Source organism: Pasteurella oralis, assembly GCF_002850605.1.
GTDB lineage: Bacteria > Pseudomonadota > Gammaproteobacteria > Enterobacterales > Pasteurellaceae > Pasteurella > Pasteurella oralis.
Genome location: NZ_NXGB01000003.1, coordinates 12,084 through 31,988, shown reverse-complemented (window position 1 = coordinate 31,988; position 19,905 = coordinate 12,084). Strand labels below are relative to the sequence as shown.

At 38.1% G+C, this 19,905-nt stretch carries 17 protein-coding genes; 6 read left to right on the top strand and 11 right to left on the bottom strand.

The window, feature by feature from the left end; translation table 11 throughout:
- Window positions 1-58: 58 nt before the first annotated feature.
- The 5 genes from C0975_RS04445 to C0975_RS04425 all read left to right on the top strand — a co-directional run bounded on the left by C0975_RS04445 (window position 59) and on the right by C0975_RS04425 (window position 5,712).
- Complete coding sequence (locus C0975_RS04445; protein ID WP_101775194.1) at window positions 59-928, top strand: pirin family protein; 870 nt, start codon at window positions 59-61, stop codon at window positions 926-928.
- Window positions 929-1,062: 134 nt separating this feature from the next.
- On the top strand, window positions 1,063-1,785 hold the full coding sequence (recO, locus tag C0975_RS04440) for a DNA repair protein RecO (protein ID WP_101775193.1): 723 nt from the start codon (window positions 1,063-1,065) through the stop codon (window positions 1,783-1,785).
- Window positions 1,786-1,788: 3 nt separating this feature from the next.
- The gene (gene rlmD / locus C0975_RS11480) at window positions 1,789-3,102 is read left to right on the top strand and encodes a 23S rRNA (uracil(1939)-C(5))-methyltransferase RlmD (protein WP_101775192.1); all 1,314 of its coding nucleotides are present in this window, start codon (window positions 1,789-1,791) and stop codon (window positions 3,100-3,102) included.
- A gap of 9 nt (window positions 3,103-3,111) precedes the next feature.
- On the top strand, window positions 3,112-5,331 hold the full coding sequence (relA, locus tag C0975_RS11475) for a GTP diphosphokinase (protein WP_101775191.1): 2,220 nt from the start codon (window positions 3,112-3,114) through the stop codon (window positions 5,329-5,331).
- Window positions 5,332-5,355: 24 nt separating this feature from the next.
- Window positions 5,356-5,712, top strand: a complete 357-nt coding sequence (locus tag C0975_RS04425; protein ID WP_101775190.1) for a diacylglycerol kinase — start codon at window positions 5,356-5,358, stop codon at window positions 5,710-5,712.
- A 161-nt stretch (window positions 5,713-5,873) separates the two neighbouring features.
- Here C0975_RS04425 and C0975_RS11345 read toward each other — a convergent pair whose 3' ends face one another.
- The 5 genes from C0975_RS11345 to C0975_RS04400 all read right to left on the bottom strand — a co-directional run bounded on the left by C0975_RS11345 (window position 5,874) and on the right by C0975_RS04400 (window position 10,059).
- On the bottom strand, window positions 5,874-6,269 hold the full coding sequence (locus C0975_RS11345) for an O-antigen ligase family protein (protein WP_167383033.1): 396 nt from the start codon (window positions 6,267-6,269) through the stop codon (window positions 5,874-5,876).
- Window positions 6,270-6,605: 336 nt separating this feature from the next.
- A complete protein-coding gene (locus tag C0975_RS04415) occupies window positions 6,606-6,800 on the bottom strand; it encodes a hypothetical protein (RefSeq protein WP_101775188.1) in 195 nt (64 codons plus the stop codon).
- 86 nt (window positions 6,801-6,886) lie between these two features.
- Window positions 6,887-7,966: a class II fructose-bisphosphate aldolase gene (gene fbaA, locus C0975_RS04410; protein ID WP_101775187.1), complete on the bottom strand. Its 1,080-nt coding sequence runs from the start codon at window positions 7,964-7,966 to the stop codon at window positions 6,887-6,889.
- A 112-nt stretch (window positions 7,967-8,078) separates the two neighbouring features.
- Window positions 8,079-9,242, bottom strand: coding sequence for a phosphoglycerate kinase (pgk, locus tag C0975_RS04405; protein WP_101775186.1), 1,164 nt, complete (start codon window positions 9,240-9,242; stop codon window positions 8,079-8,081).
- Window positions 9,243-9,363: 121 nt separating this feature from the next.
- Window positions 9,364-10,059, bottom strand: coding sequence for a ribonuclease T2 family protein (locus C0975_RS04400; RefSeq protein WP_101775185.1), 696 nt, complete (start codon window positions 10,057-10,059; stop codon window positions 9,364-9,366).
- 83 nt (window positions 10,060-10,142) lie between these two features.
- Here C0975_RS04400 and C0975_RS04395 point away from each other — a divergent pair, with 83 nt between their 5' ends.
- Window positions 10,143-10,403, top strand: a complete 261-nt coding sequence (locus tag C0975_RS04395; protein WP_101775184.1) for a YfhL family 4Fe-4S dicluster ferredoxin — start codon at window positions 10,143-10,145, stop codon at window positions 10,401-10,403.
- Window positions 10,404-10,513: 110 nt separating this feature from the next.
- Here the strand turns inward: C0975_RS04395 and glmS are convergent, their stop codons facing one another.
- The 6 genes from glmS to rpoC form a co-directional block, all read right to left on the bottom strand.
- Entirely contained in the window at window positions 10,514-12,346 is a 1,833-nt protein-coding gene (glmS, locus tag C0975_RS04390; protein WP_101775183.1) for a glutamine--fructose-6-phosphate transaminase (isomerizing), read from the bottom strand.
- A gap of 214 nt (window positions 12,347-12,560) precedes the next feature.
- Window positions 12,561-12,833: an HU family DNA-binding protein gene (locus C0975_RS04385; RefSeq protein WP_049214718.1), complete on the bottom strand. Its 273-nt coding sequence runs from the start codon at window positions 12,831-12,833 to the stop codon at window positions 12,561-12,563.
- Between the two features lie 151 nt (window positions 12,834-12,984).
- Complete coding sequence (locus C0975_RS04380) at window positions 12,985-13,575, bottom strand: YjaG family protein (RefSeq protein WP_101775182.1); 591 nt, start codon at window positions 13,573-13,575, stop codon at window positions 12,985-12,987.
- 13 nt (window positions 13,576-13,588) lie between these two features.
- Window positions 13,589-14,653, bottom strand: a complete 1,065-nt coding sequence (gene hemE / locus C0975_RS04375) for a uroporphyrinogen decarboxylase (protein ID WP_101775181.1) — start codon at window positions 14,651-14,653, stop codon at window positions 13,589-13,591.
- Window positions 14,650-15,444 (bottom strand): NAD(+) diphosphatase, encoded by a 795-nt coding sequence (gene nudC / locus C0975_RS04370; protein ID WP_101775180.1) that lies wholly within the window; start codon window positions 15,442-15,444, stop codon window positions 14,650-14,652. The genes hemE and nudC overlap by 4 nt, the downstream gene beginning before the upstream one ends.
- 141 nt (window positions 15,445-15,585) lie before the next feature.
- On the bottom strand, window positions 15,586-19,845 hold the full coding sequence (rpoC, locus tag C0975_RS04365) for a DNA-directed RNA polymerase subunit beta' (RefSeq protein ID WP_101775179.1): 4,260 nt from the start codon (window positions 19,843-19,845) through the stop codon (window positions 15,586-15,588).
- Window positions 19,846-19,905: the final 60 nt, after the last annotated feature.

Here is a 19,905-nt window from a genome sequence, read left to right as displayed (position 1 = left end):
TCACTTATGCGGATAATCACGCTAAGAAGCCCTAACAATGTAACTAAGAGAGGACAACATGAAAAAAGTCGCAAAAGTTCACTATGCACCAGCAAAACATTGGGTTGGTAATGGTTTCCACGTCCAATCGATGTTTAGTTATCAAGATAAAGATAAAAATTTAGATCCTTTCCTATTAATGGATTACAACCCTCCACGTCATTTTGATGGTGGGCGTAAAAGTGATTTTCGTGGTGTCGGCGAACATCCACATAGAGGTTTTGAAACTGTCACTATTGCTTATCAAGGCGAAGTACAACATGCCGACTCCACTGGTGGAGGTGGCATTATTGGTACAGGAGATGTCCAATGGATGACAGCCGGAGCAGGTATTATGCATGAAGAATTTCATTCAGAGAAATTCTCACGCGAAGGTGGTATGTTTGAAATGGTACAATTATGGGTAAATTTACCTGAGAAACATAAAATGACACCAGCAAAATATCAAGCAATTAAATCTGCAAATATTCCTGTCGTTGAATTAGCTGATAATGCAGGTTTTGCACGTATCATTGCAGGTGAATTAAATGATGTAACTGGTTCTGCTACAACTTTTAGCCCAATTAATATGTGGGATATAAAAATGAATGCAGCTAAAGCTTACACTTATGCAGTGCCAGAAAGTCATAACCTTATTATCCTAGTACTTGACGGAACAATACAAATTAATGGTGAAGATATCGCACGTCGTGGTGAATTGGTCACTTTTGAAAAAGGTGAAGAAAATGTCCATATTGAAGCAAACAATGATGTGAAACTACTCATTTTAACAGGTGAACCACTCAATGAACCTATTGCTGGTTACGGTCCATTCGTAATGAATACGAACGATGAAATCGTACAAGCAATGTATGATGTACAAAGCGGTAAATTCGGTAAGATTAACTAAAGCTCATATAACAAACTCAAGTACGGTATTCATTACCGCACTTTTATTATCTTTTTATTGTTAAAAATAAATTATAAAGAGCAAAAAGTACGGTCAAAAATCTGCTAAAATACGTACGATTTAATTTAGCAGAAATGAGGCATATTATCGAAAATTGGCAACGTGGTTTTGTACTACATCGCAGAGCTTATAGTGAAACCAGCTTATTAGTTGACTTATTCACTGAAGAAACAGGACGCTTAACTGTGCTTGCCAAAGGTGCACGTGCAAAACGCTCTTCGTTAAAAGGCGTATTACAACCTTTCACTCCGTTGCTTTTACGTTGGACTGGTCGAGCTGAATTAAAAACATTAACTCGAGTTGAGTCAGCCGCCATTGCTCTGCCACTACAACATACTGCACTGTATAGTGGTTTTTACATTAATGAGCTAATTAGTCGTGTACTCGAACCTGAAACAGCGTACCCACAACTTTTTCAAGATTATCTCCATTGTTTAACTGGTCTAGCAAGTGCGCCACAACAAGTCGAACCGAGTCTACGTTATTTTGAATTCCAACTGCTACATACTTTAGGCTATGGTGTTGACTTTTGTCATTGTGCTGGCTCAGGCGAGGTTGTAGATGAAAATATGACCTATCGTTATCGTGAAGAAAAAGGATTTATTGCTTCAGTAATCAAAGACAATTTTACTTTTTATGGACGTGAACTACTTGCATTTGAAGCTCGCCAGTTTAATGATACTGCAACTTTACAAGCGGCAAAGCGTTTTACTCGGATTGCATTGAAACCTTATTTAGGTAATAAACCTTTGAAAAGCCGAGAATTATTTACTCAATATATGCTATACCAGAAATAAACTATGGTTTTACTTTATTCTCATAAACAATCTCAAAAGCACACGCAAAAATTTATTACACAAATTCTTGATTTAGATTATCAAGGTGTAGGTGTTGCAAAAGTACAGGGCAAAACTTGGTTTATTGAAAATGCGTTACCACAAGAAACTGTAGAAGTTCAAGTCCTTGAAGAAAAACGTCAATATGGACAAGGTATCGTGCACAAATTTTTACAAACAAGCCCCAAAAGACAACAACCTAAATGCCCATATTATAGTAAATGCGGTGGCTGCCAAAGCCAACATATTCCCCTTGAACTCCAACGTGATGCAAAACAAAAAGCATTATTTCAACGTTTAACAAAATTACAACCTCATACTGTATTAATGCCTATGTTAGCTGGTGAACAATGGCATTATCGACGTCGAGTAAAACTTAGCATGAAATACAATCTGAATAATAAACAGCTAGAGATTGGATTTCGACAAAAGAATTCACAGCGAATCGTCCATATTCAACAATGTGATATATTGGAAATCGCACTAAATCAATTGTTGCCAAAATTGAATACACTTTTCACACAATGGTCAATGCCTAAAAATTTAGGACATCTAGAACTAGTAAAAGCAGATAATGGTATTGCTATGCTACTGCGTTATAGTGGAAATTTGAATAAAACTGACCGCACTTTATTACTCAACTTTGCGGTACAAGAACAGCTAATGTTGTTTTTACAAGATGATCATCAAGTACAACAAGTTTATGGTAATTCACCTTATTATCAGCTCAATAATAATCTCCAATTACACTTTGATGTACGCGATTTTATCCAAGTAAACAAACGGTTAAATGCACAAATGATCAATATAGCACTAGACTGGTTGGAATTAAAAGCTACAGATCATGTGTTAGATTTATTCTGTGGAATGGGTAACTTTACACTCCCATTAAGTCGTTTAGTCCAGCGTGTCGTTGGGATTGAAGGTGTGAGGGCAATGGTGCAAAAAGCTGAAAAAAATGCGGAACAAAATCAATGCAATAATGTCCAATTCTACCAGGCAGATTTAGATAAGTCCTTTGCTGATCAAGCATGGGCAAACCAACAATTTAATAAAATCTTACTTGATCCGCCTCGCAGTGGTGCGGCATTTGTGCTTAATGCAATATGCGAACTCAATGCAGAAAAAATCTTATATGTATCTTGTAATCCAGCTACGTTAATACGAGATACTGAAATTTTACAAAAATTTGGCTATCGGCTCCAAAAAGTCGCGATGATTGATATGTTCCCTAATACAGGACATTTAGAATCCATCAGTTTATTTGCAAAAGAATAAGGATAGATTATGGTTGCAGTACGAAGTTCTCATTTACTCAATCCCAAAGATTTTGTGATTGAAACATGGTGTGGGCAATTGGAGTTGCCACAACCAGCCAGAGAAAGCCTTATTCGCGCTTGGCACTATTCACAACAAATTTCAGCTCAAATCAATGAACAATCAATTTGTTCGTTACATTCTGGTGTGGAAATGGTTGAAATTCTGCATAGTCTGAATATGGATACAGACAGTCTACTAACTGCCATGCTGTATCCTATCATTAATCATAAATTGGTTGAACTCACCCAAATTAGCGAAGAGTTTGGTAGTAATATCAGTAAATTAGCGAAAGGTGTCATGGAAATGGACAACATTCGCCAGCTTAACGTCAGCCAATCCGCCAATAATTCACAAGTCGATAACGTACGCCGCATGCTATTAGCAATGGTAGATGATTTCCGCTGTGTCATTATTAAACTTGCAGAACGTATTACTTTCCTACGTGATGCTGAACAAAACTGTTCTGAAGAAGATAAAGTGCTGGCAGCGAAAGAGTGCGCTAACATTTATGCTCCATTAGCGAATCGCTTAGGTATCGGACAACTTAAATGGGAACTTGAAGACTATTGTTTCCGTTATTTACATCCTGAACAATACCGTAGCATTGCAAAATTATTACAAGAACGCCGCTTAGATCGTGAACAATATATCGCCGATTTTGTTACTGAGCTAAGTGGCTATCTAAAACACAATATTGATAATGTAGAAGTTTATGGTCGCCCGAAACATATTTATAGTATTTGGCGGAAAATGCAGAAGAAACACTTAGAATTTAGTGACTTATATGATGTCCGTGCCGTACGTATTATCGTACAGAAATTACAAGACTGTTACACAGCACTCGGCATTGTACATACTCATTTTAAACATATTCCTAAAGAATTTGATGATTACGTCGCCAATCCAAAACCCAACGGCTATCAATCTATTCATACGGTTGTATTAGGACAAGGTGGAAAACCGATTGAAGTACAGATTCGCACACAGCAAATGCATGATGATGCAGAGCTTGGTGTCGCCGCACATTGGAAGTATAAAGAAGGTACTGTAGGTGGACGTTCTGGTTACGAAGAAAAAATTGCTTGGTTACGTAAACTACTCGCATGGCAAGATGACATTACCGATTCAGGCGAGATTATGGCAGAAATGCGTAGCCAAGTTTTTGACGATCGCGTCTATGTGTTCACACCGAAAGGAGAAGTTATCGATCTCCCAACAGGTTCAACACCTTTAGATTTCGCCTACACAATTCATAGCGAAATTGGGCACCGTTGTATTGGAGCGAAGGTTGGCGGAAGAATTGTGCCTTTCACTTACCAACTTCAAATGGGTGATCAAATTGATATCATCACACAGAAAAATCCGAATCCGAGTCGTGACTGGCTAAATCCTAATCTTGGCTTTACACATACGGCAAAAGCTAGAGCCAAAATTCATGCTTGGTTTAAAAAGCAAGATCGCGATAAAAACATTCCCGCTGGTAAAGACATGTTAGATGCCGAAATGACGCGCTTAAACATTACATTAAAGCAAATAGAACAACATGCACTACCGCGCTATAACTTAAAAAATTTAGAAGACTTATATGCAGGGTTAGGCGGAGGAGATATTCGCCTTAACCACTTAATTAACTTCTTACAAAATAAACTCATTAAAACAACAGCACAAGAAGTCGATGAAGGCATATTACGTCATGTGGCAAATAAAAGTGCCGCACATAACCAACAAAAAGAAAAGCCTAAAGGTTATGTCATTGTTGAAGGTGTTGGTAACTTAATGCATCATATTGCCCGTTGTTGTCAGCCAATTCCGGGTGATCACATTATGGGATATATTACCATGGGTAGAGGTATCTCAATTCATCGTAGCGATTGTGAACAATTCCTCGAATTACAAAATGCTCATCCAGAACGCGTTGTAGAATCCATTTGGGGAGAAAACTATGCCAGCGGATTCAAAATCAGCATTCGTGTTATTGCTAGCGATCGTCACGGACTATTACGTGATATTACCACGGTATTAGCAAATGATAAGATCAGCGTATTAGGTGTCTCAAGTCGAACGGATACTAAGAAACAATTAGCAACTATTGATATGGAAATTGAGCTGAATAATGTCCAAATTTTGAGTAAAATTCTAGCTCGATTAGCAAAATTAGAAGATGTTATTGAAGCTAAACGCCTCTAACTCATCAAGCTTAGGATAATAAAAATGTATAAAACAACAGGTCTAACTCATTTAATCAAAGCAACTGGTTATTCACTTAAGGGATTGAAAAGTGCGGTCAAATTTGAAACTGCTTTTCGCCATGAACTTTTTGCTGCTTTGTTTCTTGTACCTCTAGCATTTTGGCTAGCTGAAAATGGTATTGAAATTGCACTGATGCTCGGTTCACTACTGTTAGTACTCGCGCTTGAATTAGTCAATAGTGCAATTGAAGCTGTAGTTGATCGTGTGGGTTTAGATCACCATGAGCTTTCTGGGCGAGCAAAAGATTTTGGTTCTGCTGCTGTTTTCATTTCAATGATGAATGTGTTAGTCGTTTGGGCAGCCGTACTACTCTATTGAACAAAGTAAAAACAAATTTTTATTTTTATATTCGACTTACTTCAAATGTTTTTAACGCGCCATAAAATATAGATAATAGTGCAATCAATCCCAAAATACCTCGTTTTGATTAATCATCTAAATACGGGTTATGTGCATGATTAAACTGCCCAGCAAATTGACTAATAGTTTGCTGTTCTGCTTGTCTTTTCCTCACCAACGTCCTCAACTCTCCAACCTAATATTGGTTTTTCTTTTACCATCAGCAAAGCACTTTTCCACATATCAAAACAAGCACCAACAGAAGTACTACCATTATTCGCTACAAAATATGCCGTGATCTCATCTTGGGCTTGGTATACTCGCTGCATGGCTTTAAACAGAGGTAATGTGGCAACACTGACTATCGCGATTAGTGTAATAGCGATAAAACTGAATATAAATTTCGTTGATAAAATGCGCCTAAAACAATACAAAATTAACGGTACAATAATAGGTAAGCCAATCCATCCACCTCTTGCTGTTGATAAAAAACGTCCAAATAGAGCTGACAAAGTCGCAACAAGACAAAAAGCCATTATGAAATATCTTTTACATCCCGCAAAATATAAACTCATGACCAAAGAAAACATACTTAAATCCATTGCAATATCCCCAGCCTGAATCTGCATCATCCCGGCAGAATAAGCGATGGGAGAAGACAAAATGAAACAATCGTAAAATGCAATAATACTTGCAAGAAAAGCACCAAAAAGAATACTGATAGCTATAGTTTTAAAACGAATAGGATAGTAGGTAAACAAAAGTAACAAAGGTAAAAAAATAAGTAAACGGCTAGGATTATCAAGTTCTCGAATTCTACCGTTATGTAAAACAAAATAAAAACAAACTAAAATAGAAGATATAACTTAATATCAATGCGTTACCAAACGATGAAATAGACCATGCATTCTTCTTAAGAAAAAAGTAATAAAATAGCCAGCGCCAATCAAAACCCCAAAAATAGGCGCAATATTATGCCTACCTTTAACAGTTAAGATAAATATAAAAAATAAGCCAACAGTTAAGTTAACACATAACGACATGATATTCTTTTTTGATAAACTCATTACTACTCCATGTTAAACTCCTAAATAAAAAGCTAAAAAAACCGCACTTTTAAAAGTGCGGTCAAATTTTCTATTTATCTAAAACGTTATAGCACATCAACACAATTTAAATCTTCAAAAGATTGTTCTAAACGTTTAGACATCGATTCTTCCATTTTACGTAACCAAACACGTGGATCATAATATTTTTTATTTGGTGAATCTGGCCCTTCTGGATTTCCTAATTGCCCTTGCAGATAATCTTTATTAGCATTATAGAAATTTAAGATACCTTCCCAAGATGCCCATTGTGTGTCAGTATCAATATTCATTTTAATTGCACCATAACTAATGGCTTCACGAATTTCTTCGCGACTTGAGCCTGAGCCGCCATGGAAAACAAAATCTAATGATTTTGCCGGTAGATTACGTTCCTTCGAAACAAATTCTTGTGATGCACCTAAAATAGATGGTTTCAATTTGACATTACCTGGCTTATAAACACCATGCACATTACCAAATGCAGCAGCAATGGTGAAACGTGGGCTAATTGGATTTAATTGATCATAAACAAACAACACATCTTCAGGTTGAGTATAAAGCTTAGACTCATCAACATCAGAATTATCCACACCGTCTTCTTCACCGCCAGTAATACCAATCTCAATCTCTAGTGTCATCCCCATTTTGTCCATACGTGCAAGATATTCACGGCAAATAGCCATATTCTCTTCCATTGGTTCTTCTGAAAGGTCAATCATATGAGATGAAAACAATGGTTTACCTGTTTCGGCAAAATGTTTTTCACCTGCATCAAGTAAACCATCAATCCAAGGCAACAGTTTTTTCGCAGCATGGTCTGTATGAAGGATAACAGGAATACCATATTCTTCAGCTAATTGATGAACATGTTTTGCACCAGCAATCGCACCTAATACATCAGTACGTGCACCACTTGTAGGTTTTAAACCTTTACCGGCATAGAATTGTGCACCACCGTTTGAGAACTGAATAATGACAGGTGCTTTAACACGTGCCGCAGTTTCTAATACGGCATTCACTGAGTCAGAGCCAACACAATTTACTGCTGGGATTGCAAAGTTATTTTCTTTCGCATAAGCAAAGATTTTTTGTACATCATCACCAGTCACCACACCTGGTTTTACAATATCTAATAGTTTAGCCATTTTTCTGCTTCCTTTATGTTGTTATAAGGTGTCTCACTCACCCTTTTATAATTTCATTCCATGATGATACGCTTTCGCGCATCATTCATAATATTATTCGTTATTTTTTAGATTAACTTTGTGCACGTTTTTCTAAAATCTCAACTGCTGGTAATACTTTACCTTCTACGAATTCTAAGAATGCACCACCGCCTGTTGAGATATAAGAGATTTTATCTTTGATACCAAATAAATCAATTGCAGCCAAAGTATCGCCACCACCAGCAATAGAGAAACCTTCACTATTTGCAATTGCATGAGAGATAATCTCAGTTCCTTTACGGAAATTAGGGAATTCAAAGACACCGACAGGACCATTCCAAAGAATAGTTTTCGCATTTTTGATTATTTCAGCGAGTTGTTCTGCTGATTTATCGCCAATATCAAAAATAGATTCACCATCTTGCACTTCATTCACTGCTTTTTCTACTGCTGGTGCTGTTTCAGAAAATTCTGTACCCACACGCACATCAACTGGCACTGGAATATCAGTGCTTGCTGCTAAATTTTTTGCCACAGGAATTAAATCCTCTTCATACAATGAATTACCAACATTATGTCCTGCTGCAGCAATAAAAGTATTTGCAATACCACCACCTACGATGATTTGATCTGCAATTTTTGATAATGAATTTAATACTTCTAATTTAGTTGATACTTTTGAACCACCAACAATTGCAACCATTGGACGCGCTGGTTCTTTTAATGCTTTACCTAATGCATCTAATTCTGCCGCTAACAATGGACCAGCACAAGCAACTGGCGCATATTCTGCTACGCCATAAGTTGATGCTTGAGCTCGGTGAGCTGTACCAAAAGCATCCATCACAAAAACATCACAAAGTGCCGCATATTTTTTACCTAATTCAGGATCATTTTTCTTCTCGCCTTTGTTAATGCGTACGTTTTCTAATACAACAATTTCGCCTTCTTTAACCTCAACACCATCTAAATAATCACGCACTAAACGAACAGGTACATCTAAATGTGTATTTAAGTAATCAACAACAGGTTTTAAAGAACTTGCTTCATCAAACTCACCTTCTGTCGGGCGACCTAAATGGGAAGTTACCATAACTTTCGCCCCTTTTTCTAAAGCAAGTTTTAAAGTTGGAATCGTTGCACGAATACGTGCATCAGAAGTCACTTTACCATCTTTTACTGGCACATTCAGATCAGCACGAATAAACACACGTTTGCCGGCTAAATCTAAGTCTGTCATTTTGATCACTGACATATCTTGTCCTCTTTTATTCAGTTAAATTAAAATTTCGAAAAAACTGCTGGCATTATACCCCTTTCTAACTAGGGTGTAACTGCGTTAGATCAAACATTTTTCATCATTTAATGAATAAAAATTAATACCCTGTTCGACTTCTTGGGCAATCAATCACTCTCCAATTCAAATCATAACAAATAAACAATTCATTACGACTCGCACCTAAGTATGCATTTTTCAATTGCTGATTATTTTTACGTAACCATTGAAATAATTCATTGCGGCTAAGCTCATAATTTGGCAACTTTAACGTGCGGTATAATTCACGCTGTTTTTCAAAATAATCTTTTGCATGCATAAAAGCGCAAGCGCCATGCTTTTCCCATTCTCCCTGTAGTAAGCTAGCACTTGGTGACTCTGGTAAATATTGCTCAATAATTTCCTGTGGTACTATAGGTAAATCGCCTTTACAAAAGCGAGGCTGATCAGAAACTCGTCTAGCACGTTCATTTTGTGGCCATAAGCCATGGATCACCCAACCGAATTGTTGTGTTAGACCACATTGATATTGCAAAGAGTTAGGTAAATCTTCACCATAACGTTGACGTTGTTTTTCACAAAAGGCTGGAGACCAAGAAAGGACAAAAGTATAATAATCAGTAGGTGCATTCGCATTTTGCCCAATAGGATCATTTTTCATGACATAGTCATAATTACGATCAACAATAATTTCAACTGCTTGTTTTTGCTTAGAAAAGTAATACCATCCAGACAATAAAAACATTAAAAAACAAACGACAAAGATAGAAAGCTGTAGTGTTTTTTTCTCGTTCATAAAATTCCTACTTCACTTTTAAACGGTATTCATTATAATCAGACGCCTTCACTTTAACACAGCAATAGCAAAGGACAAAGATCATGGCACTTTTAATCACTGACAAATGCACAAATTGCGATATGTGTGAGCCAGAATGTCCAAATAAGGCTATTTCAATGGGCGATGAAATTTATGTCATAGACCCCGCACTGTGCACCGAATGCGTTGGGCATTATGAAATCCCGACCTGCCAAAAAGTCTGTCCAATCAACAACTGTATCATCACGGATCCAGAACACATTGAAAGCAATGAGCAGCTTTGGGAACGTTTCGTAATGATTCACCATGCCGATAAATTGTAATCACAACTTAAATGAGTGTAATAGTGATTTCAATAGTCAATCAGCATTACAGTCAAAAGTGAAGTAAAGTGCGGTCAGTTTTTGCAAAGTTTTGCTCATTTCATTGCTTACTACTCAACAGTAACTGCTTTAGCTAAGTTTCTCGGTCGATCTACATCAGTCCCTTTCATCAAAGCCACATAATAAGCTAACAACTGCATAGGGACGATATAAAAAATAGGTGCTGTCAACGTATTCACTTTTGGCATACTGATAACTTTTATCTCCTCACTCGCGAAAAAGCCTGCCTTTTCATCTGTAAAAATATAAAGTTGTCCACCTCGCGTCCGAACCTCTTCAATATTCGATTTTACTTTTTCCAAAAGTAAATTACTTGGTGCAATGACAATAACAGGCATATCTGCATCAACCAAAGCTAATGGTCCATGTTTTAACTCACCCGCAGCATAGGCTTCAGCATGAATATAAGAAATTTCTTTTAGCTTTAAAGCTGCTTCCAACATAATAGGATAATATTCACCACGCCCTAAAAATAAGGCATGTTGCTTTTCAACAAAATCTTGCGCGAATCTTTCAATGACTGGTGCAAATGCCAATGCATTCTCAATTTCTGTTGGTAACGATTTTAGTGCTTGCACAATATTCTGTTCTTGTTGAGTCAAAATAGTCCCTTTGGCTTTACCAATTGCACTTACAAGTATAAGCAAATTAACTAACTGGGTCGTAAAGGCTTTCGTTGAAGCTACACCAATTTCAACACCAGCATGCGTCATAAAAGCAAAATCCGATTCTCTTACCAATGTAGAACCTGCTACATTACAAATTGTTATAGTGCCTAGATAATCCTTTGTTTTAGCTAAACGTAACGCAGCGAGCGTATCAGCCGTTTCACCAGATTGTGATAGTGTAATAAACAAACTGTTGTGACGTGTCACAGCTTGGCGATAACGAAATTCAGAAGCAATTTCAACATCACAGCTCATTCCAGCTAAGTCTTCAAACCAATAACGCGCAACCATCCCCGCATGATAAGAGGTACCACAAGCCACAATTTGAATATGTTCAACTTTTTCTAACAGCGCGACTGCATTATGCCCGATACTTTCTAATAAGATATGTTCATGGCTTATTCGTCCATTCATCGTATTAATTAATGCGGTAGGCTGCTCAAAAATTTCTTTCTGCATAAAATGACGAAATGCGCCCTTTTCAATAGTTTCACTTGTCAAAATGATGTGCTGACTTTCACGCAAAACCACTTTTCCGCTTAAATCATAAATTTGCGCTGAATCAGAAGTTATTTCGGCAATATCACCTTCTTGTAAAAAAATAAAATGACTCGCTACATTGACTAACGCAATCTGATCTGAAGCAAAAAAGTTTTCATTGTTTCCCAACCCAATCACTAATGGACTACCTGATCGTGCTGCAATAAGATGACGTGGATTTTCACAATCCATGACCACAATGGCATAAGCACCTTTAAGCTGCTTCACAACAGACTGTACTGCATGTAGTAAAGAGGCTGCAGTACGCATTTCCCGCGCGACTAGATGCGCGATAACCTCAGTATCCGTTTGTGATTGAAAGAAATAGCCTTTATCTTGCAACATAGTACGTAGTGCTTGATAGTTTTCAATAATGCCATTATGTACAACTGCAAAATTTGCAGAAACATGGGGATGAGCATTATTTTCCGAAGGTTCGCCATGAGTCGCCCAGCGAGTATGCGCAATTCCTGTTCCACCACGCAATGGGTGCATCATAATTGCCTGTTCTAATGTATTTACTTTACCTAAACAGCGTAAACGCTGTAGCTGTTGTTGCTCATTAACAATTGCAATCCCTGCTGAATCATACCCTCGATACTCCAAACGATGTAAACCATTAACTAGAATATCTGCTATATCACGCTGTGCTACCGCACCAACAATACCACACATTGCTTTTCCTCTTTTAATAATACAAAGCTAATACACTAAATTTCCTGTCAATAAAATAAGTACATTTGCTAATTTAAAAATTTAATCACGAAGAGTAGCATGTTATAGAGTTGGCGATAAAATGTAAATTAATTTATCATTTGGAGTGAGAGAACAATATAAAAAGCTCTGTGATAATTCACAGAGCTTTCAAAGTGTAAAAAGGATTACTTAATTATTTTACAGCGTCTTTTAATGCTTTACCAGCAACGAACGCAGGCACTTTAGATGCAGCAATTTTGATTTCTGCACCAGTTTGTGGGTTACGACCTGTACGCGCTTTACGTGCGTTTACTTTGAATGTACCAAAGCCGATTAATTGCACTGGCTCACCAGCTTTTAAACTGCCAGAAATCGCTTCTAAAGTTGCTTCTAATGCTGCTTTAGCTTGCTTCTTATTTAAATCAGCTGCACTTGCAATTGCATCGATTAAGTCCGTTTTATTCATAAATAAATACCTTCTACTTTTATTCAAATTGTAAGGAAAAACATTGTGTGTTTCCGATAACTATCATCACTGTAACTACAGCAATAGCAAGCTTAATCTAAGTTAACGATAAAACAAAGCAAGATTTTTAAAAATTGTAATAAACATCACATTATTGCTCAATTTTTATACCAATATTGGAGATTCCACTATCTCTCAGCTCATTTTTTAAACTTAATATGAGGGATACATCGCGTTCTTCACACTCTTTTAAACTACGATATATCTGCCATTGCACATCTAATTCTTGTTGTATGTCCTCACTTTCTTTGAGTTCTTTCTCGCTTAATTCACTTTCATTTTGCGTTTCTAATAATGTACTAATCGTATATAAAGAAAGTTGGCTCAATTTAATCGCTTGTTCTAGCGTAGCACCCGCAATAATAGCATGCAGCAATTCAGAAAGCCCCTCACAAGCATCAATAGCTGGTAACACCCCATAAAATTTATAATCATTCACATCTGGAATGATGTGTTCCAATTTTTCCAATTGGCTTTCAAAGTTGATTTTAGCTCCTTTGACAGTTAAATGTTCCCATACCAGATTAAGAATATTCTGATATATTTTTGCGTTACTATCTTGTTCAGTCACTTGGCAAAATAACTGAAAATTAGGCAACATACGTTCACATAAGCAAACCATAAAAGTGACATGCTGCCAAGCTTCAAGATTTTCTAAACGTTTATGAATCGGATTTCTCATGATTTATCGTACTTTATTTATGGTAATTTTTAGAATAGTGATGAATAGCATCAACAAACACTTTTGGGCTGCTCTCAGGTACATCTTGGTGAATACCGTGTCCTAAATTGAACACATGCCCACTTCCTTGTCCAAAATCGGCTAAAATCGACCGCACTTCTTGTTCAATACGGTCAGGAGAAGCATATAACACAGAAGGATCCATATTACCCTGTAAAGCAACTTTATGTCCAACTCGAGCTTTCGCTTCTGCTAGATTGACGGTCCAATCTAATCCTAAAGCATCACAACCCGTCTCAGCCATTGCCTCCAGCCATAGACCTCCCCCCTTAGTAAATAAAGTTACAGGGACTTTACGACCTTCATTTTCACGAATCAAACCATCAACAATTTTATGCATGTACTGCAATGAAAAATCTAAATACTCACGATGTCCAAGAACGCCGCCCCATGTATCAAAAACCATCACTGACTGTGCACCAGCTTTAATCTGAGCATTTAAATAGAGTATTACTGCCTTTGCTAATTTATCTAATAAGCGATGCAACAATTGCGGTTCGGCATACATCATTCTTTTAATTTTAGTAAATGCCTTACTGCTTCCACCTTCAACCATATAAGTTGCTAATGTCCATGGGCTACCAGAAAAGCCTATCAATGGCACTTCACCTTTTAGTTCGTGGCGAATAGTACGTACCGCATTCATTACATATTGCAATTCCCCCTCTGGATCTGGAATCGGTAAATTATCAACCGCACTTTTACTTTCAATAGGATGTGCGAACTTAGGTCCCTCGCCAGCACCAAAACTCAAACCCAGCCCCATTGCATCAGGAATAGTTAAAATATCGGAGAATAAAATTGCCGCATCAAGTGCGTAGCGACGCAGCGGTTGTAATGTCACTTCACAAGCTAATTCTGCATGACGACATAAAGACATAAAATCACCTGCCATTGCGCGCGTTGCCTTATATTCAGGTAAATAACGTCCCGCTTGTCGCATCATCCAAACTGGTGTCATGTCTACTGGCTGGCGCAATAATGCGCGTAAATAACGATCATTTTTTAATGTTGTCATTTTATTTTCCTTTCTTCTTCCGCACAAAGCTTTAATGTATGCTCAATTAATTTCAATGCAATAGTCCCTCGTGGTGGAAGCTCTGGTAAAACGCTATCATAACGAAACCATTTTGCATCACAAATCTCAGTCTCTTGTAAACAAATTTCCCCACCTTCATAGTCAGCTAAAAACCCAACCATTACCGAATTTGGAAATGCCCATGGCTGACTACCAAAATAACGTAGATTATTAATTTTAATACCTGTTTCCTCAAAAACTTCGCGATGTACTGCTTGTTCAAAGGTTTCCCCAACTTCGACAAACCCAGCCAATGTAGTATAAATTCCACCTTTATGACGTAAATGGTTAGCTAATAAAATCTCACGTCCACGGCGTACAGCCACAATAATACAAGGATGAATCACAGGGTAAGTACGGTATGTGCAATGCATACTTTGACATTCTACTGCCCATTCATTTTCTGTAATTTGAGTGGGGGAACCACATTTACCACAAAAGCGATGTGTATTAAGAAAATAATTCAGTTCAACACCGCAACTCAACACATTAAATACATCTTCAGGTAAGAATAACTGATCACGTAAAGAGAAATATTGCCTTGAATCAGATAACTTTTCTTCAACTAAATACACTGGTTGTCGTGCTAGTTCACCAATCACCATCGCATTTAAACCTTGTAAATTAAAATCAAGCGCTTTTCCCTGTGGTAGCTGACCTTCAATGAGATGCAAAGATGACCCTTGTGTTAACAGCCAAAATCCAGTGTCATTAGGTTGAATTGGTTTCATATAAACTCACAAAATTTTGAAAAAACTGACCGCTCTTTTGGCGATAATAACTGAATAAAGTGCGGTCATTATAAAAGGAATTTGGTCATTTAGCGAATAAAAAACCCCGAACATTTGTTCGGGGTTTTGAGCTATTAGTGCTTATTGTGCATCATCAACTTCAACCATATTTAGCATTTCAGCTAAACTTGCACTTGCATCCTCAGAAGTCATCACAAATTCTGAAGCAATCTCTTCTTCATCTGCTGCAGAAAGTTTGACTGGAATATCATCAGACATAATGACTTTCTTCTGGCGATTTTGGTGATAAGCAAAACCTGTACCTGCTGGAATTAAACGACCAACGATGACATTTTCTTTCAAGCCACGTAATTCATCACGCTTACCAGCAACTGCAGCTTCCGTTAACACACGTGTTGTTTCTTGGAATGATGCAGCTGAGATAAATGACTCGGTTGCAAGAGATGCTTTAGTAATACCAAGTAATTCACGCTCAAACTCAACTAATGGTTTACCTTCAGCCTCGCGTTTACGATTCACGATCTTAATACGCGCAACTTCAACTTGTTCACCTTCTAAGAACTCAGAGTCATAAGCTTTAGTGATAATTGCTTTACGTAACATCTGGCGCACAATAACTTCGATGTGTTTATCGTTAATTTTTACCCCTTGTAAGCGGTAAACTTCTTGAACTTCATTCACAATGTAGTCAGTAACTGCATGTACACCACGTAAACGTAAAATATCATGCGGAGTCTCTGCGCCATCAGAAATCAAGTCACCACGCTCAACCATTTCACCTTCAAATACGTTGAGCTGACGCCATTTAGGAATCATTTCTTCGTAAGTTTCGCCTTCCGCTGGTGTAATTAATAAACGGCGTTTACCCTTAGTTTCTTTACCAAACGATACGATACCAGAGATCTCAGCTAAGATAGCTGGTTCTTTCGGTTTACGCGCTTCAAATAAATCTGCAACGCGAGGAAGACCACCAGTAATATCTTTCGTACCCACAGATTCTTGTGGAATACGTGCTAATGGATCACCAATGTGTACTTCTGCACCATCATCTAAAGTCACAATTGCTTTACCTGGTAAGAAGTATTGAGCAACTACATCTGTGCCTGGGATTAAAATATCATTGCCTTTTGTATCAACAAGTTTAATCGCTGGACGTAAATCTTTACCAGCCGTTGCACGCTCACCTACATCTTGTACAACAATTGATGATAAACCAGTTAATTCATCCGTTTGACGGGTTACAGTTAAGCCATCAATGATATCCATGAATTTCACGAAACCACTTACCTCAGAAACAACTGGCATAGTATGTGGATCCCAATTTGCAACCGTTTCACCTGCCTTGACTTCTTGGCCATCAGCTTTGCTTAGGATCGCACCGTAAGGCACTTTATAATGTTCTTTTGTACGACCAAAAGCATCAATAATCGTTAGTTCTGTGTTACGTGAAGTTAATACTAATTTACCTTCGTTGTTAGTCACGAATTTCACATTAGCTAAACGTAATGTACCTGTATTTTTCACTTGAACACTGGATTCTTTCGCTGCCGCAGATGCCGCACCACCGATATGGAACGTACGCATGGTCAACTGTGTACCTGGTTCACCGATTGATTGTGCTGCAATCACACCCACCGCTTCACCTTGGTTAATTAAGTGACCACGTGCAAGATCACGTCCATAACATTTTGCACACACTCCAAAGTCTGTATTACAAGTTACAACTGAACGTACTTTAATGCTATCGACTGAGTTTTCATCAATCACATCACATAACTTCTCATCTAATAAAGTATTACGTGGGATTAATACATCTTCAGTACCTGGTTTTAATACATCTTCTGCAACAACACGCCCTAATACACGATCACGTAATGCTTCTTTAACATCACCACCCTCAATTAATGGGGTCATCACGATACCTTCGTGTGTACCACAGTCATCTTCGATGATCACTAAATCTTGTGCCACGTCCACTAAACGACGGGTTAAGTAACCGGAGTTTGCTGTTTTTAATGCTGTATCCGCAAGACCTTTACGCGCACCGTGAGTTGAAATAAAGTACTGTAATACGTTCAAACCTTCACGGAAGTTTGCGGTAATTGGTGTTTCAATGATCGAACCATCTGGACGTGCCATCAAGCCACGCATACCCGCTAGCTGACGAATCTGTGCTGCAGAACCACGCGCACCAGAATCTGCCATCATAAAGATACTGTTAAATGAAGCTTGTTTTTCTGGCTGACCTTCACGGTTAATGACTTCTTCTGTAGACAGATTTTCCATCATCGCTTTTGCTACGCGTTCATTTGCTGCAGCCCAAATATCGATCACTTTGTTATAGCGTTCACCTGCTGTCACTAGACCTGATTGGAACTGTTCTTGAATTTCCGCGACTTCTTCTTCTGCTGCAGAAATAATTTCATATTTCTTCGCTGGGATCACCATATCATCGATACCCACTGATGAACCAGAACGTGCTGCATAAGCAAAACCAGTATACATAATTTGGTCAGCGAAAAGCACACTCGGTTTCATCCCTAAACGGCGATAGCTTTCATTAATCAATTTAGAAATTGCTTTTTTACCTAAGGTTTGGTTAAACAAGCTAAATGGCATACCTTTTGGTGCAATCATCCATAGGATAGCGCGACCAATAGTGGTATCCACTAAGTTTGTTTGTGGCTCAAATTCACCTGCCGCGTTTTTCGCATATTCAGTAATACGCACTTTCACACGTGAATGTAATTCTGCTTGACCTGTACGATACGCTTTTTCCGCTTCACGTGGATCTTGTAGCAACATGCCTTCGCCTTTACCGTTCACTTTATCGCGAGTCATATAATACAGACCTAATACCACATCTTGTGAAGGAACGATAATTGGTTCACCGTTTGCTGGTGATAAAATGTTGTTAGTTGACATCATTAATGCACGGGCTTCTAACTGTGCTTCTAATGTCAATGGCACGTGAACCGCCATTTGGTCACCGTCGAAGTCCGCGTTAAACGCCGCACAAACAAGTGGGTGTAATTGGATCGCTTTACCTTCGATTAATAAAGGTTCAAATGCTTGAATACCCAAACGGTGCAAGGTTGGTGCGCGGTTTAATAAAATTGGATGCTCACGAATCACGTCAGCTAAGATATCCCATACGATCGCATCTTCACGCTCAACCATTTTCTTCGCTGCTTTAATCGTTGAAGCGAAGCCACGGCTTTCTAATTTTGCATAGATAAACGGACGGAATAATTCCAATGCCATTTTCTTCGGTAAACCACATTGATGTAGATGTAAGTATGGACCTACGGTGATTACTGAACGACCTGAATAGTCAACACGTTTACCTAATAGATTTTGACGGAAACGACCCTGTTTACCTTTGATCATGTCCGCAAGTGATTTTAATGGGCGACGGTTAGAACCAGTAATTGCACGACCACGACGTCCATTATCTAATAATGCATCGACAGACTCTTGTAACATACGTTTTTCGTTACGCACGATAATATCTGGTGCGATTAAGTCTAAAAGGCGTTTTAAACGGTTGTTACGGTTAATCACACGACGATACAAATCGTTCAAATCCGAAGTTGCAAAACGACCACCATCAAGCGGGACTAATGGGCGCAAATCTGGCGGTAATACGGGTAATACCGTCATCACCATCCATTCTGGTTTGTTACCCGATTGAATAAAGGCTTCTAATAATTTTAAGCGTTTAGTGATTTTCTTACGTTTCGTTTCTGAGTTGGTTTCTTGTAATTCTTCACGTAAGTTTTCACATTCTTGAGGCAAGTCCATATCGCGCAATAAGGCTTGAATTGCTTCTGCACCCATTTTTGCGTCAAACTCATCACCCCAACGATCTTCTGCATCTAAATACTGCTCTTCGGTTAACAGCTGACCTTTTTCTAAATCAGTCATGCCCGGCTCAATCACAATATATGATTCAAAATATAATACACGCTCAATATCACGTAATGGCATATCTAATAATAAACCAATACGAGACGGCAGTGATTTTAAGAACCAAATGTGCGCCACTGGTGAGGCAAGTTCAATGTGCCCCATGCGCTCACGACGTACTTTAGTTTGCGTAACTTCAACACCACATTTTTCACAAATCACACCACGATGCTTTAAGCGTTTATATTTACCACATAAACATTCATAATCTTTTACTGGTCCAAAAATACGGGCACAGAAAAGACCATCACGTTCTGGTTTGAATGTGCGGTAGTTAATGGTTTCAGGCTTTTTAACTTCACCAAATGACCAAGAACGGATCATGTCAGGTGAGGCTAAACCAATTTTGATCACATCAAAATCTTCACTTGTTTTTGATTGTGCTTTTAAAAACTTAACTAAGTCTTTCACAGATTTGCTCCTGTCGGAGTTAAACTTATTCAAGTGCGGTCGAAATTTTAAAAATTTTCA